The sequence below is a fragment of the Methylobacterium sp. 391_Methyba4 genome (assembly GCF_029691625.1).
In the GTDB taxonomy this organism is placed as follows: Bacteria; Pseudomonadota; Alphaproteobacteria; order Rhizobiales; family Beijerinckiaceae; genus Methylobacterium; species Methylobacterium fujisawaense.
Map to the genome: position 1 here is coordinate 3,770,866 of NZ_CP121475.1, position 15,163 is coordinate 3,786,028.

Genomic DNA, 15,163 nt, shown 5'->3' on the forward strand with positions numbered 1-15,163 from the left:
CTTGCGCGGGGCCGCGTGGGACCCCATTCCCGGCGCGGGGCCGATTTCGGGCCGGGAACAGGGATGGCACAGCGGTGACGACGTTCTCTCCGCGCGAGATCGTGTCCGAACTCGATCGCTTCATCGTCGGGCAACACGACGCCAAGCGCGCCGTGGCGATCGCGCTGCGCAATCGCTGGCGACGCCAGCAGCTGATCGGTCCGCTCCGCGAGGAGGTCGCGCCCAAGAACATCCTGATGATCGGGCCGACCGGGTGCGGAAAGACCGAGATCGCCCGCCGCCTCGCCCGGCTCGCCAACGCCCCGTTCCTCAAGGTCGAGGCCACCAAGTTCACCGAGGTCGGCTATGTCGGCCGCGATGTCGAGCAGATCATCCGTGATCTCGTCGAAGTGGCGATCGGCCTGACCCGGCAGGTAAAGCGCGAGGGCGTGAAGGCCAAGGCCGAAGCCGCGGCCGAGAACCGCCTCCTCGACGCCCTCGTCGGGCCGACCGCCAGCCAGGCCACCCGTGACAGCTTCCGGCGCAAGCTCCGCAACAGCGAGCTCGACGACAAGGAGGTGGAGCTGGAGCTGACCTCCGGCGCCCCCACGGGTATGCCGATGTTCGAGATTCCCGGTGTACCGGGGGCCTCCATGGGCGCGATCAACATCGGCGACATGCTCGGCAAGGCACTCGGCGGCCAGCGCGGCAAGCCGCGCCGGATCCTGGTCCGGGACGCCTATGCGCCCCTGATGGCCGAGGAATCCGATAAGCTCGTCGACGACGAGGCGCTGGTCCGCGAGGCGATCGGCGAGGTCGAGAACAACGGCATCGTGTTCCTCGACGAGATCGACAAGATCTGTGCCCGCGAGGGCCGGTCCTCCGGCGACGTGTCCCGCGAGGGCGTACAGCGCGACCTTCTGCCGTTGATCGAAGGCACCACGGTCGCCACCAAGCACGGCCCGGTGAAGACGGACCACGTCCTGTTCATCGCCTCGGGCGCCTTCCACGTCTCGAAGCCGTCCGACCTCCTGCCCGAGCTGCAGGGCCGCCTGCCGATCCGCGTGGAGTTGCAGCCGCTGACGGTGGACGACTTCAAGCAGATTCTCACCGCCACCGAGGCGAGCCTGATCAAGCAGACGGTCGCGCTGATGGAAACGGAGGGCGTGACCCTGTCCTTCACGGACGACGCGGTGGACGCGCTCGCCCGGGTCGCGGTCGAGGTGAATTCCTCGGTGGAGAACATCGGTGCCCGCCGGCTTCAGACGGTTCTCGAACGGGTGATCGACGAGATCTCCTTCACCGCCACAGACCGCTCCGGCGAGACGGTGCCGATCGACGCGGCCTATGTGCGCGAGCGGGTTCAGGACCTGGCGTCCAACGCCGATCTGAGTCGGTTCATCCTCTAGGACCTGGACGTCATCCGCGCTCCGGTTTGCGGCCACGCCGTCATTCCGGAGCGCCGCGCCGGAGCGCCAGAGGCGAGCCCGGGCTTCGCGACGCGGTCCCGGAACCTCCAGTCATGATTGAGGGTGGCGTGAGCCATGCGGCCCGGCGCGGCCCTTCGCGGCCGCCGCGTCTGCTAGGCCCGCGCCGGGGCGCGGTGCTGGGGAATGTCGACGCGTGTCACGCATAAGATTCGGCCTCGGCGACACGATGCTCTCGGTCGCCGCGCTGGTGACCGGCATGGTCTCCCTCCAGAGCGGAGCGACCTTCGCCAAGAGCCTGTTTCCGGCGGTCGGTGCATCCGGGACGTCCGCCCTGCGGGTCGGCTTCTCGGCCCTGATCCTCGTTGCCGTCTGGCGGCCGTGGCGGCGCAGTCTCCCGGCGCGCGAGGCCGGCTGGATCGCCCTCTACGGGACGGCCCTCGGGCTGATGAACCTCCTGTTCTATCTCGCCCTGGCACGGCTGCCCCTCGGACCGGCCGTGGCCATCGAGTTCGTCGGGCCGCTGGCCGTCGCTCTGATCGCGTCGCGCCGCCGGTCGGATTTCCTGTGGATCGGCGTGGCGGTCGCCGGACTCGCGCTGCTCCTGCCGATCTCCGGTCAGGACGGACTCGATCCGATCGGGATCCTGCTCGATCTCGGCGCGGCCCTGTGCTGGGCGCTCTACATCCTGTTCGGACAGCGCGCGGGGCGGATCGACGGCGGCCAGGCCGTGTCCCTCGGCATGTTCACGGCGGCCATCGTGGTGGCGCCCTTCGGCCTGTCGGAGGCCGGACCTGCCCTGCTCAGCCCCGGCATCCTGGCCGCAGGCCTTGGCGTGGCGGTGATGTCGAGTGCCCTGCCCTATTCCCTGGAGATGTTCGCCCTGCGCCGGCTCGACCGGAAGAGCTTCGGCGTCCTGATGAGCCTGGAACCCGCCGTGGCGGCCTGCGCCGGCCTCGTTCTCCTGGGGGAGCGAATCAGTCCCATCCAATGGCTGGCGATCGGACTGGTGATCGCGGCCTCCGTGGGAATCACCGTGAGCACGCGGCGGACGGCCCCGACCGCGGCCGTACTGGAAGCCTGATCGTGAAGACTACTTCCCCGCCAGAACCCGCGAGGCGACGTTGATGTATTTGCGGCCCGCTTCCTGGGCGTGAAGCACGGCGTCGCCGAGCTTCTCCTCGTCGCGGACGCTGGCCAGCTTGATCAGCATCGGCAGGTTGATGCCCGCCACGACCTCCACCGAGCCGCCGTTCATGCAGGACAGGGCGAGGTTCGACGGCGTGCCGCCGAACATGTCGGTGAGCACGACCACGCCCTCACCGGTATTCACCCGACAGACCGCGGACATGATGTCCCGCCGTCGCAATTCCATATCGTCTTCCGGCCCGATCGTGATCGTCTCGATCTGATCCTGCGGGCCGACCACGTGCTCCAGAGCGGCCTTGAACTCGGTCGCCAGTAGCCCGTGAGTTACGAGCACCATGCCAATCATCGACACGTGTTCCAACGTCCTGTGAATGCCGCCATGTTGTGCATCGCACAGCCCCCCACAAGGCGAACGCGACTTTTTTGCCCGGACATTTCCGCGATCATGCCACGGCCGCAGCGGCTGCGCCATGGGGGTATACCAGTCTTAGGCGAATCGAACCGCCTGTGCGGCTGCGAAGTCACGGCCGATGCTTTCGCAGTGCCGCACGGATGAGCAGCGGCGCGAGGCCGGCGGCGCGCACGCCCCGGTCGAGAACGAGGCGCGGCAGGGTCAGGCCGAGGAGCGCCGCCGCCTCGGGGGGCTCCGGCAGGCGCGGTGCCGTCTCCACGAGATCGACGGCGAGGTCCAGAACCACCTCCGGGCGGAATGGGATGCCGAGCTCGGCCACGGGCAGGATCCCCTGCCCCCGGATCTCGACCTGTCCGGCGAGGCTCGGATGGGGACAGGCCACGAGTCGCCCTTCGCGCACCGTACAGACGACGCGGTCGTCGGCCACGAAGGCCCCGTCGGCCGCGTCGGCGAGCAGGAGCGCGAGACTGGATTTGCCGGCGCCCGACGGGCCGCGAATCAGGATCCCGGTCTCGCACAGCGCGATACAAGCGCCGTGAAGGGTGAGCATCAGGCGTGGAGTTGCCGCGGGGCCGCCGGCAGGCGGACCACGAAGCGGGCGCCGCGCACGGTGGGCTCGCCATCCTCATCCGGGGCGCCGGGCCGGTTCTCGGCGCGGATCGTGCCGCGATGGGCCTGGACGATCTGGCGGGAGATCGACAGGCCGAGCCCTGAATTCTGGCCGAAGCCCTGCTCGGGCCGGTCGGTGTAGAAGCGCTCGAAGATCCGCTCCAGGGCATGCTCCGGGATGCCCGGACCCTCGTCCTCGCAGATCATCTCCACCTCACCGCGCACCCGGCGCAGCACCACCCGGACCTTCGCGTCGCTCGGCGAGAACGAACGGGCGTTGTCGAGGAGGTTGTTGACCACCTGGCCGAGCCGGCTGTCGTGGCCGATGATCGTGAACGGCGCATCCTGCTCCGATCCGATCGATTCAACGTCGAGCTGGATCAGGCAGTCCTTCGGGCGCCGCCGCTCGTTGGCCACGGAGACGACGGTGGTGAGAAGCCGCCGGAGATCCACGCGCCGGGCTTCGGCGCGCGCGAGTTCCGCATCGAGCCGCGAGGCGTCCGCGATGTCGCTGATCAGCCGGTCGAGGCGCTTCACGTCGTGCTGGATGATCGCCATCAGGCGGCCGCGGGATTCGTCGGTCTTGGCGAGCGGCAGGGTCTCCACCGCGCTGCGCAGCGACGTGAGCGGGTTCTTCAGCTCGTGGCTGACATCGGCCGCGAAGCTCTCGATGGCGTCGATCCGCCGGTAGAGCGCCTGGGTCATGTCGCGCAGGGCGCCGGACAGATGGCCGATCTCGTCGGTACGCTCGGTGAAATCGGGGATCTCCTCGCGGGTCTTGATGCCCATCCGGACCTTCTCGGCGGCCTCGGCGAGGCGGCGCACCGGCCCCGCGATGGCGCCGGCCAGCAGGAACGACAGCACCACCATCACCGCCGAGGCGACGAGGAAGACCTGGAGCAGGCCGAACCGCTCCGAGGCGATGACCCGGTCGATGGCGTCGCCCTGGGTCGAGATCAGCAGGGCGCCGCGGACCGAGCCGGCCCGGTGAATCGGCACCGCCACCGACACGGTGGTCTCGCCGAGCTTGTTGCGGCGCACGAGGCTGCCGCGGTTGCCGCCGAGCGCCGCCTGGACCTCCCGGAGGGAGTGGCCGTTCACCGGCCCGGTCTCCTCGGCGGTCTCGGTCCGGCTGCGGAACAGGCCGCCGAGCTTCGCCTGGATCGTCTCGAAGGCGGATTCGAGCATCCCGGGCTTGTGGGGCTTGGGCTCCAGCGGATCGGGCCGGCTGGCGTCGCCGCGCTTGAACAGGGTGCGGGTGTCGAACAGGAGGCCGCCCTCCTGATCGTAGACCCGGGCGCGGTTGCCCGTCGGCGTCACGAGGCGCGAAAGGAGCGGCGCCACTTTCTCGGGGTTGAGCGAGAAGGCGAGCGGCTGCGATTCCTCCTCCGCCGCCTCGCCGGCCTGCTGCTGGAGCAGCTTGTCGGGATCGATGCGGATCGTGTCGGTGTCCACCGACGCGGAGGCGGCGATCGCCCCCGCGATGATCTCGCCCTGGATGGCGAGGCTCTGGATCCGGGCCTGGATCAGGCCCTGGCGGAACTGGTTCAGGTAGAGGAACCCGACGAGCAGCGCGATCAGCCCGACGAGGTTGAGGACGACGATGCGGCGCGTCAGGCTCGACGAGGCGCGCTGGCCGATCGCGTCCCACACGGCACGGGGCAGGCCGAGCGGTCGGGACAGAATCTGGGCCAGGGAGGCGCGGGGCGGGGCATCCTCGGTCTGGGGCTGGGTGGTCCGGGCGGTCACGGGGCGGATCCTGGAGATCACGCCTCCTTGAAGCGGTAGCCGACGCCGTAGAGCGTCTCGATCATGTCGAAGCTCTGGTCGGTGACCTTGAACTTCTTGCGCAGCCGCTTGATGTGGCTGTCGATGGTCCGGTCATCGACATAGACCTGATCGTCGTAGGCCGCGTCCATCAGGGCGTTGCGGCTCTTCACCACGCCGGGGCGCTGCGCGAGCGCCTGGAGAATCAGGAACTCCGTGACCGTCAGGGTCACCGGCTCGCCCTTCCACGTGCAGGTGTGGCGCTCGGGATCCATCATCAGCGCGCCGCGCTCCAGCGACCGGGCCGCCACCTCGGCCTCACCCCGGGGCGTGCTGCCGGGGGCCTCCTTGGCGAAGCGCCGGAGCACCGCCTTGACCCGCTCCACGAGGAGCCGCTGCGAGAACGGCTTATGGATGAAGTCGTCCGCGCCCATCTTGAGGCCGAACAGCTCGTCGATCTCCTCGTCCTTCGAGGTCAGGAAGATCACGGGAAGGTCGGATTTCTGCCGCAGGCGTCGGAGAAGCTCCATCCCGTCCATGCGCGGCATCTTGATGTCGAAGATCGCGAGATCGGGCGGCGAATGGCGCAGACCGTCCAGGGCGGAGGCGCCGTCCGTGTAGGTCTGGATGCGGTAACCTTCGGTCTCCAGCGCGATCGACACAGAGGTGAGGATGTTCCGGTCGTCGTCGACGAGGGCGATGGTCGGCATGCGCGGTCCCTGACTGAACGGGCTCAGGCGCGGTCCCGGCTCTACGCACAGGCCGCGCCGCATCCCGGCCCACGAGGGGCAGACGAAAACGCGAACCGGGCAGTTTCGGCGCAGCCCGGCACACGCAAAGGGACAGGTGCTTTAGTACGACCGATCGGAAAAAGCGAGCGGCGGTCATAGCTTGGCCGTAACAGCGGCACGCCGCGGCCCATCTGACGCGGTTCGGACGCCTCGCGCGCGCTGCGGCAGATCGCTAACATGGCGGCGGAATGCGGCGGCAATTCGGATCGGGGAGGAATCGCGGATGGGCGAGACGATGGACACGGGTCCGGGTCCCGGCGGACCGGCCCGTCCGCTGCCCGCCGAGGCGGCACCGTTCGACGCGATCGGCCTGTCGCGGATGCTCCTGCGCAGCATCCGTTCGGGTGCCCTCGCGACCCTGGATCCGGACGGCACGCCCTTCGCGTCCCTCGTCACCATCGCCACCGACGTGGACGGCACGCCGCTGATGCTGCTGTCGCGGCTGTCGGCCCATACCCGCAACCTGCTCGCCGAGCCGCGCTGCTCGCTGCTGTTCGCGCAGGGCGGCAAGGGCGATCCCCTCGCCCATCCCCGGCTGACGGTGGTCGGCCGCGCCGTCCAGACACCTGAGGCGCGGGCGCGCGAGCGGTTCCTGGCCCGCCACCCGAAGGCCAAGCTCTACGCCGATTTCCCCGATTTCGGCTTCTTCGCCCTCGCGCCGGATGCCGGCCATCTCAACGGCGGCTTCGCCAAGGCCGCGACGCTGACCCGGGACCAGCTCCTCCTCGATCTCTCGGACGCGCAGCCGATTGTGGCCGGCGAGCGCGGCGCCGTGGAGCATATGAACGCCGACCATGCGGACGCGTTGGGGCTCTACGCCGCGGGCGCGGGCGGCGAGGCCGGGCTGCCCTGGCGGCTCACCGGCCTCGACCCCGAGGGCATGGACCTGATGGCGGGCGATCGCACCGTCCGGGCCCCCTATCCGGAGCGCGTCACCGACATGGGTGCGCTGCGCAAAAGTCTCGTTGCCATGGCCGCGCGGGCGCGCGCGACCGGTGCGGACGCGTGAACGCGCAAGGACTTCACGATCAGGCATGGCGAAAAGTCGCTGCGTGCCCCATATCGGGGCGATGAGCGATACCCAGACTGATACCTACCCCTTCAGCCTCGATGTGGAGCCGGTCGGCGAGAGCGGCTCCCTGTTCCAGTGGAGCATCCGCAAGCACGGCAAGCTGCACCAGCGCTCGGATCGGAAACATCCGACCGAGGCCAAGGCGCGCTCCCATGGCGAGGCCGAGATCGAGCGCCTGATCCGCGACCGCGGTCGCTGATCGGACGGACGATCGTCGGCGACAGTCCCGTCGTTCACCCGGGGGCCGGCACGCGTCGGCCCCCGTCGTTTGTCCGCGGACCGGACGACCGGGTCCATGCCCTCCGTCATCCCGGGACCGCGACGCGCAGCCCGCGACCGGGACACCCGGCGGGATCCGACGGCGCCAGCCGGTACGGACCTGGTATTCGGGCCTTTCTGCGCCCGCTCGAAATGACGGGACGGGACCCTCATCGCGTCGGCGCCGGTCCTCAGGCGCTTAGGCCGCGCTTGGCGCCTTCCCGCGGCGCTGCTATCTCGCGCGGGAGCCGATCTTTTCGAATACGTCCCGACGTCAGAGGGTGCGCGCCGGCGTGCGCCCGAACGGAATGCCGATGACAGCCCCGATCGAATCCATCCGCAATTTCTCGATCGTCGCACATATCGACCACGGCAAATCGACCTTGGCCGACCGGCTGATCCAGGCCACCGGCACCGTCGCGCTCCGCGACATGAGCGAGCAGATGCTCGACTCGATGGATATCGAGAAGGAGCGCGGCATCACCATCAAGGCGCAGACCGTGCGCCTGGAATACAAGGCGCAGGACGGCAAGGATTACGTCCTGAACCTGATGGACACGCCCGGCCACGTGGACTTCGCCTACGAGGTGTCGCGCTCGCTCGCCGCCTGCGAGGGGTCCCTCCTCGTGGTCGACGCCTCGCAGGGCGTGGAGGCGCAGACCCTCGCCAACGTCTATCAGGCGCTCGACGCCAACCACGAGATCGTGCCCGTCCTCAACAAGGTCGACCTGCCGGCGGCCGAGCCGGACCGGGTGAAGGAGCAGATCGAGGAGGTGATCGGCCTCGATGCCTCCGACGCGGTGCCGATCTCGGCCAAGACCGGGCTGAACATCGAGGCGGTGCTGGAGGCGATCGTCACCCGCCTGCCGCCGCCGAAGGGCAGGAGCGACGCGCCGCTGAAGGCGCTCCTTGTGGACAGCTGGTACGACGCCTATCTCGGCGTCGTCGTGCTGGTGCGGATCATCGACGGCACCCTCAAGAAGGGCATGACCATCCGCATGATGGGCGCCGACGCCGTGTACGGCGTCGACCGGATCGGCGTGTTCCGGCCCAAGATGGCCGATATCGACGCTCTCGGCCCGGGCGAGGTCGGCTTCTTCACCGGCTCGATCAAGGAGGTGGCCGACACCCGCGTCGGCGACACCATCACCGAGGACAAGCGCCAGACCACCGAGATGCTGCCGGGCTTCAAGGAAGTCCAGGCGGTGGTGTTCTGCGGCCTGTTCCCGGTGGACGCAGCCGAGTTCGAGAATCTCCGCTCGGCCATGGGCCGGCTGCGGCTCAACGACGCCTCCTTCTCCTACGAGATGGAGTCTTCGGCCGCCCTCGGCTTCGGCTTCCGCTGTGGCTTCCTCGGGCTCCTGCACCTGGAGATCATCCAGGAGCGGCTTGAGCGCGAGTTCAACCTCGACCTGATCTCGACCGCGCCTTCGGTGGTCTACCGCCTGAAGATGCGCGACGGGGAAGTGAAGGAGCTGCACAACCCGGCCGACATGCCGGACATCATGAAGATCGAATCGATCGAGGAGCCCTGGATCCGCGCCACGATCCTGACGCCCGACGAGTATCTCGGCGGCGTTCTGAAGCTCTGCCAGGACCGCCGGGGCGTCCAGATCGACCTCAACTACGTCGGCAAGCGCGCCATGGTGGTCTACGATCTGCCGCTGAACGAGGTGGTGTTCGATTTCTACGACCGGCTGAAGTCGATCTCGAAGGGCTACGCCTCCTTCGATTACCACGTCTCGGATTACCGCGAGGGCGACCTCGTAAAGATGTCGATCCTGGTGAATGCCGAGCCGGTGGACGCCCTGTCGATGCTGGTCCACCGCACCCGCGCCGAATCGCGCGGCCGGGCCATGTGCGAGAAGCTGAAGGACCTGATTCCCCGCCACCTGTTCCAGATCCCCGTCCAGGCGGCGATCGGCGGCAAGATCATCGCCCGCGAGACGATCAAGGCTCTGTCCAAGGACGTCACCGCCAAGTGCTACGGCGGCGACATCTCGCGCAAGCGCAAGCTTCTGGACAAGCAGAAGGAAGGCAAGAAGAAGATGCGCCAGTTCGGGCGCGTCGAGATCCCGCAGGAAGCGTTCATCGCGGCGCTGAAGATGGACGATTGAGGCGCCGCGTTGGTGAGGCGCTTTCCGTCATCTGTCACGAGGAAGACGCGAGAGCCGATCTTGCTTGTGCGTTCGAACGTGATGGCCGGTTCTGAAATCGGAACCGGCCTTTTCCGTCTTTGCGAGCGCAGCGACGCTGCGGGGCGCAAAAAGAGCGTCTACCCCGGCGGCAGCACGTCGATCTGGATCCCCGCATAATACGCCGCCAGATTGGCGATATCCGCGTCCGACAGCTCCTTCGCGACCACGTTCATGATCTCGTTCTGCCGCTTGCCGTCGCGGTACTCGGTGAGCGCCTTCACGAGGTAGGGCTCGACCTGACCCGCGAGGTTCGGCGCCTCCGGCAGCTTCGAGAGCCCGTCCATCCCGTGGCAGGTCTGGCAGGCGGTCGCGCGCTTCTTGCCCGCAGCGGCGTCGCCGGCCTCGGCCGAGAGCGGGACGAGCGTGGCGGCAAGGAGGAGAAGCAAGCGGATCATCGGGGCGGGCTCGAACTCTCGGACCGGTGGAGACTGGCACCCGCGCTTCCGGACGGGGCGCGGGTCCCCTCTCCCGTTCGGGAGAGGGACAGGGTGAGGGATCGGATCTTTCCGGAGACGGCGCACCCCTCACCCCGACCCTCTCCCGGACGGGAGAGGGGGTGCGTCGCGCCCGTGCGCGACGGGGCGTCCCTCTCGGTGAGGGGCGCCCCGTCACAAGACACTACTTCTCGTAGGAGATTCGATAGATCGCCCCGGCGGAATCGTCCGAGACCAGCAGCGAGCCGTCGAGCATCACCGCCACGTCCACCGGGCGGCCGAGATACTCGCCGTCGCCGGTGAGCCAGCCCTCGGCGAAGGGCTTCACCGATTCCACCTTCCCGTCGGCGCCGAGCTTGGCGAACATCACCCGGGCGCCCACCGGCTCGGTGCGGTTCCAAGACCCGTGCTCGGCGATGAAGATCCCGCCCTTGTAGGAGGCCGGGAACTGCTTGCCGTTGTAGAAGGTCATGCCGAGATCGGCCGCGTGCGGGGGCAGCTCGGCCTGCGGCGCGACGGCGTCAGCCGGCGGGGTCTGATCCTTGTACTCCACCGTGCGGACCGCACCGCCGCCGAACCACGGGAACCCGAAATTCTCGCCGGCCTTGGTGGCGCGGTTCAGCTCGCCCGGCGGCTTGTCGTCGCCCATGCCGTCCACTTGGTTGTCGGTGAACCAGAGGGACTTGTCGGTGTTGAAGTCCATCCCCACCGAGTTGCGGATGCCGGTGGCGTAGACCTCGCGGTTCTTGCCGTCGGCATCGATGCGGATGATGCCGCCGATGCCGGTCTTCTTGTAGAGATCCATCTTCTCGGGCGGCGGCACGTTATAGGGCTGGCCCAGCGCGATGTAGGTCTTGCCATCCGGCCCGACCCGGCAGACCCGGGCGGTGTGGTTGAAGCTCTCCTCGGAGGCCGGGATCAGCGCGCCCTGCTTGACCAGCACCCCGGCGGCGACGTCCGGATTCTCGTAGAAGAACTCGGCGGCCGGGAAGGCCAGGACGCGGTTCTGCTCCACCACGGTGAGCACGCCGTCCTTCGAGAAGCAGACGCCGTTGGGGATCTTGAACGCGATGCCCGGCGCGAAGGGCCGGACCTCGTCGGCGACCCGGTCCTTGTCGCGGTCGGTAACCGTGAAGATCTTGCTCTTGCGCGTGCCGACGAACAGCACACCGGCATTCGGGCCGACCGCGATGGCGCGGGCATCCGGCACCACGGCATAGAGATCGATCTTGAAGCCGTCCGGCAGCTTGATCTTCGACAGGTTCTTGCGGATTGCGTCGGCGCGCCGGCCGGTCTGCGGGATTTCGGCGGCGGCATGCGTGTCCGTGCTGTGGAAGCCCTCGAGCTTCTCCAGATCGTCGGTCTTGGCCTTGGTCTCGGCAGGGGCGGCGCCCTGCGCCAGGGCGGGCAGAACGGCCGCCGGCATGGCCACGCCCGCGACGAGCGCGGCGAGAAGCAGAGATCGCATTGAAACAAATCCTCCCGGCGGCCCTCGGTTCAGGGCATTACCGGAAGGGAACGATAGGGGCGCGGGAGAGACCGGCAAGCCGCGTCGGTGACGCGGGCCCGGTGCTGTTGCGCGTCAGGCGACCTTCCGCGGCACGAGACGCTCGCTGCCCAGCGCCGCCTCGGCCCCCGACACGCCAGCCTCGGTGTACTCGGCATCCTCGTTGACCCGCCAGACGTCGTGCCGGCGCCGGCCGCAGAGAATGTTTTCCACGGTCAGCATCGCGGTCATCATCGCGTGGTCCTGGTTGTTGTACTTGTGCATGCCGTTGCGGCCGACGAGGTGCAGGGTCGGGAAATCCCGCTCCAGCTCCCGCCGCACGGTGACGACGTGGCCGGCATACTCCTCGTCGTAGACCGGGTAGGCCTTCGGCTGGCGGACCACGCAGGCATCGACCACGTCGGCCGGGTCGATGAGGCCGATCTGACCGATCTCGCGCTTGGCGAGCTCCACCAGCTCGGCATCGTCAGCGTTCCAGAGGCCGTCGCCCTCGAAGCAGAAATATTCGAGGCCCAGGCAGGTATGGTCCGCGTCCGGCACCATCTCGGGGGACCACGAGCGGAAGTTCTGCACCCGGCCGACCTTCACCGACGGGTCGTGGATGTAGATCCAGTTGTCCGGGAAGTTCTTGTCGGACTTGGCGATGAGCGCCACCGTCAGGAAATCGCGGTACTTCAGCGCCCGGGAGTTGAAGGTGCTGAGCGGCCGCGGGCGGATCGCGTCGACCAGCTCACGGACCGGCGCGGACGAGATGACGTTGCGGGCCGTGAAGGTCTCGCGGCTGCCGTCGGCGCGGCGGGCCGCCACCGTCCAGATGCCGGTCCCGGCATCGTAGCTGAGGGAATCGACGCTGCGGTCGAGGCGCAGGTGGCCGCCCTGGGCCTCGATCTTGGCGGCGGCGGCCTCCCACATCATGCCGGGTCCCCGGCGCGGATAGCGGAACGACTCGATCAGCGTCTTGATGACGGGTCCGCCGGCCGGGGCCCGCTTGCGCAGGCCCAGGGAGCGCTTGATGCCGTCGCGGATCGCCGCGCCGAGGTCGAGCCCCTTGATGCGCTGCGCCGCCCAGTCGGCCGAGATCGCGTCGCAGGACATGCCCCACACCTTCTCGGTGTAGGTCTTGAAGAAGATCGCGAACAGGCGCTCGCCGAACTGGTTGCGCACCCAGGCGTGGAAGGTCTTCGGCTCCTCGACCGGCCGCAGGCGGGCATAGAGGTAGGAGGCGACGCAGGCGGCACTGGTGAAGACGCCGAGGTTGCGGAGCGCCTCGAAGGCCTTGAGCGGGTAGGCGTAGTACCGACCGCGATAGTAGATCCGGGACAGGCGCGGCCGCTCGATGAAGTCGTTGGGAAGGATCTCGTCCCAGAGATCGACCACGGCCTGCGACTTCGAGAAGAAGCGGTGGCCGCCGATATCGAACAGGTAGCCGTTGTGGGAAACGGTCCGCGAGATCCCGCCGACCTGCGCCGGATCCCGCTCCAGGACGGTGACGGAGCGCCCCTTCTTCGACAGCAGGTAGGCGGCGGTCAGACCCGCGGGCCCCGCGCCGATCACCAGCGTCTCGGTGTGGTGGCTCATCCCATGCTCCGGCGATTGGTGCGGCGCGCGACGCGCAGGACGCCGACCGGACGGCAGGATGCCGGGTCGTGGTTAAGGAATCGCTGGCGCGGCGGCGGGAACGCGCCGCCGATGTCCCTTGACCGCGCGTTAAGCCGAACCGCGCCAGCATGACGGCGAGGGCATCGACCGCCCGCCCGGGTGATCCAACCATGCCGGCTCCGGCGCCCCTGCCCTCCCGACCGCGCCGGCGGATCGAGACCCGCACGCTCCTGTGGGTACTCGCCGCCCTCTGCATCGCGACGATGAACGCGCCCCACGCGGTGTGGGAGACGATCCGGCACCTGCGGGTTCCGGATACCGACGACGCCATGCGCCTCGTGGAAGTCCGCGACCTGCTGGCCGGACAGGGCTGGTTCGACAACGTCCAGTACCGGTTCCTGGCCCCGGCCGGCACGCCCAGCCACTGGTCGCGCCTCGTGGACGCACCCATCGCGGCGATGATCCTGGGACTCACGCCCCTGACAGGTCGCGCGCTGGCGGAAGGCCTCACAGCCGCCTTCTGGCCCATGGTGCTGTTCGGGCTCTACGGCTGGGTTCTGTATCGCGGCGTCCGGCACAGCTTCGGGAGCCGGGCCGCGCTCCTGGCCCTGGTGGCGGCGACGCAGACCTTCGGTGTCACGATCCAGTTCCAGGCAGGCCGGGTCGATCATCACAATCTGCAGATCATCGCGATCCTCGGCCTCGCCTTCTGCATGATCGGCGGCGATCTGAAGCGGGGCGTGATCGGTGGGATTCTGGCCGCCGTCTCCCTGGCGATCGGGCTTGAGGGGCTGCCCTTCGTAGCGCTGGCTGCCCTGTATCTCACGGGCGACTGGTGCCTGCGCGGAGCGCCCGCCCGTGCCCCGCTGGCGGGCTTTGGCCTCGGGCTCGGGGCCGCCGCGCCCGCATTGTTCGCCGTGCAGACAGCGCCTTCCCTCTGGGGTGTCTCGCATTGCGACGCGCTCTCGCCACCGTGGCTCTGGCTGACCGTGGGCGGCCTCGTCTTCGCCACCGGAGTCGCCGTCGCGGGAGAGCGCCTCGCGACGATCCGCGCCCGGCTCGCCCTCGCAGGCTTGGCCGGATGCGTCCTTCTGGTCGGGTTCGTCGCCGCCTTCCCGGCCTGCCTCGGCGGCCCCTTCCCGGACATGCCGCCTCTCGTGCGGATCCATTGGCTGCTGACCGTCAACGAGATGGCGCCACTGACGAAATTCGTGGCGCGCGGCCAGTGGGAGGCGCTGGTCTTCTATCCCGTCGTGATCCTCGCGACCTTCACCGCAACCGGGATGGCTTGGCGCGGGCCGGAGCGTCGGGCTTGGTCGGTGATGGCGCTGTTCCTGTGGCCCGGGCTGATCCTCGGCATCGTTCAGTTCCGCGGCCTCTACATCGCCTCCGGCTTCGTGCCGCTGGTGGCGGGCATCATCCTCGATCGGGCGCTGGCGCGCACCGCAGGCCCGCCTGCCGATGGCCCACGCTGGCAGATCGCGCTCCTCGGCGCCGGAATGATCAGTTGCCTCTGGATGATCCCGGCGCTCCTGTTGGGAGCGTTGGCGCCGGACCTGCGCACCGCGCCGGATGCGGCCGAGGTCACAGCCTGCCTCAGCGATGCCGCCGTGCGCCCCCTCGCGGCCCTGCCGGAGGGCACCGTGCTGGCGCCGATCGTCCTGGGACCGTCGATCCTGTTGCGGACACCGCATAAGATCGTGGCCGCGCCGTATCATCGGGCGATCCCCGGACTCACGGCCGCAATCGAAGGGCTGGGCGGTACCGAGGCCGACCTCGACCGGGTGCTGACGGAGTTCGGCGTTCAATACCTCGTCGCCTGCCCGGCCCGGCCGGCCGACGATCTCCAGGGCGAGACGGCCTTCGCCACGCGACTTGCCCAGGGCAAGGTCCGGAGCGCCCGCCTGATGCCGCTGGACCTGCCCGGCCCTATCAAGGCGTGGCGCGTGATGCCCTGAGCG

Annotated in this window: 13 protein-coding genes; 6 read left to right on the forward strand and 7 right to left on the reverse strand. The window is 68.9% G+C overall.

The annotated features are described in order from the left end of the window. Positions 1-74: 74 nt before the first annotated feature. Complete coding sequence (hslU, locus tag P9K36_RS17610) at positions 75-1,388, forward strand: ATP-dependent protease ATPase subunit HslU (RefSeq protein WP_043351661.1); 1,314 nt, start codon at positions 75-77, stop codon at positions 1,386-1,388. A gap of 214 nt (positions 1,389-1,602) precedes the next feature. Continuing rightward, positions 1,603-2,490: a DMT family transporter gene (locus P9K36_RS17615; RefSeq protein ID WP_278305591.1), complete on the forward strand. Its 888-nt coding sequence runs from the start codon at positions 1,603-1,605 to the stop codon at positions 2,488-2,490. A gap of 9 nt (positions 2,491-2,499) precedes the next feature. Here P9K36_RS17615 and P9K36_RS17620 read toward each other — a convergent pair whose 3' ends face one another. The 4 genes from P9K36_RS17620 to P9K36_RS17635 form a co-directional block, all read right to left on the reverse strand. After that, positions 2,500-2,901 (reverse strand): PTS sugar transporter subunit IIA, encoded by a 402-nt coding sequence (locus tag P9K36_RS17620; protein WP_043351658.1) that lies wholly within the window; start codon positions 2,899-2,901, stop codon positions 2,500-2,502. Between the two features lie 175 nt (positions 2,902-3,076). Beyond that, positions 3,077-3,517, reverse strand: a complete 441-nt coding sequence (locus P9K36_RS17625; RefSeq protein ID WP_182591691.1) for an aldolase — start codon at positions 3,515-3,517, stop codon at positions 3,077-3,079. Next, positions 3,517-5,271, reverse strand: coding sequence for a sensor histidine kinase (locus P9K36_RS17630; protein ID WP_051975922.1), 1,755 nt, complete (start codon positions 5,269-5,271; stop codon positions 3,517-3,519). Before P9K36_RS17630 ends, P9K36_RS17625 begins: the two co-directional genes overlap by 1 nt. Before the next feature lie 71 nt (positions 5,272-5,342). Further along, positions 5,343-6,053, reverse strand: a complete 711-nt coding sequence (locus P9K36_RS17635) for a response regulator transcription factor (protein WP_020094607.1) — start codon at positions 6,051-6,053, stop codon at positions 5,343-5,345. Between the two features lie 304 nt (positions 6,054-6,357). Here P9K36_RS17635 and P9K36_RS17640 point away from each other — a divergent pair, with 304 nt between their 5' ends. From P9K36_RS17640 to lepA, 3 genes are all read left to right on the forward strand, one after another. Beyond that, a complete protein-coding gene (locus P9K36_RS17640; protein WP_278305592.1) occupies positions 6,358-7,143 on the forward strand; it encodes a DUF2470 domain-containing protein in 786 nt (261 codons plus the stop codon). 25 nt (positions 7,144-7,168) lie between these two features. After that, the gene (locus P9K36_RS17645; protein WP_236952957.1) at positions 7,169-7,405 is read left to right on the forward strand and encodes a hypothetical protein; all 237 of its coding nucleotides are present in this window, start codon (positions 7,169-7,171) and stop codon (positions 7,403-7,405) included. 373 nt (positions 7,406-7,778) lie between these two features. Continuing rightward, on the forward strand, positions 7,779-9,581 hold the full coding sequence (lepA, locus tag P9K36_RS17650) for a translation elongation factor 4 (RefSeq protein ID WP_278305593.1): 1,803 nt from the start codon (positions 7,779-7,781) through the stop codon (positions 9,579-9,581). 158 nt (positions 9,582-9,739) lie between these two features. Here lepA and P9K36_RS17655 read toward each other — a convergent pair whose 3' ends face one another. The 3 genes from P9K36_RS17655 to P9K36_RS17665 all read right to left on the reverse strand — a co-directional run bounded on the left by P9K36_RS17655 (position 9,740) and on the right by P9K36_RS17665 (position 13,181). Continuing rightward, positions 9,740-10,057, reverse strand: coding sequence for a cytochrome c (locus P9K36_RS17655; protein WP_043351655.1), 318 nt, complete (start codon positions 10,055-10,057; stop codon positions 9,740-9,742). Between the two features lie 223 nt (positions 10,058-10,280). After that, positions 10,281-11,564: a PQQ-dependent sugar dehydrogenase gene (locus P9K36_RS17660; protein ID WP_278305594.1), complete on the reverse strand. Its 1,284-nt coding sequence runs from the start codon at positions 11,562-11,564 to the stop codon at positions 10,281-10,283. 114 nt (positions 11,565-11,678) lie between these two features. Further along, on the reverse strand, positions 11,679-13,181 hold the full coding sequence (locus P9K36_RS17665) for an NAD(P)/FAD-dependent oxidoreductase (RefSeq protein ID WP_278305595.1): 1,503 nt from the start codon (positions 13,179-13,181) through the stop codon (positions 11,679-11,681). Positions 13,182-13,372: 191 nt separating this feature from the next. Here P9K36_RS17665 and P9K36_RS17670 point away from each other — a divergent pair, with 191 nt between their 5' ends. Next, positions 13,373-15,160 (forward strand): hypothetical protein, encoded by a 1,788-nt coding sequence (locus P9K36_RS17670; RefSeq protein ID WP_278305596.1) that lies wholly within the window; start codon positions 13,373-13,375, stop codon positions 15,158-15,160. Positions 15,161-15,163: the final 3 nt, after the last annotated feature.